The 228-nt window shown below is 72.8% G+C and carries 1 protein-coding gene; it reads right to left on the bottom strand.

From position 1 onward, the window contains the following. Positions 1-228 (bottom strand): hypothetical protein (locus tag AC3II9_RS22750; RefSeq protein WP_489159073.1); only part of this gene is annotated, 228 nt, incomplete at both ends.

The raw sequence follows: 228 nt of genomic DNA, 5'->3' as shown, positions 1-228 counted from the left end.
ATCCCGTCCGCATCGCGATTGCCCGACCAGCTGACCGGGCTGTCCAGATAGGCTTCCAGCTCGCGCCAGTGCCGGTCCCAGCCGGGGCCGCGCCGCGCTTCGGGCACCTGCCGTTCCACCAGCCAGCGGGCGCGGGCCACGGGATTGCCCGCCGGGGCGCGCAGCCGGTCGAGGATGGCGCGGATGCTCTGCTGATCGTCGGTCATGATGACCGCCTGATAGGCGGCG

It is taken from the genome of Lysinibacillus sp. RU7 (assembly GCF_057837305.1).
Note: the sequence above shows the minus strand (reverse complement) of the source record. Positions and strands in the feature narration are given on the sequence as shown.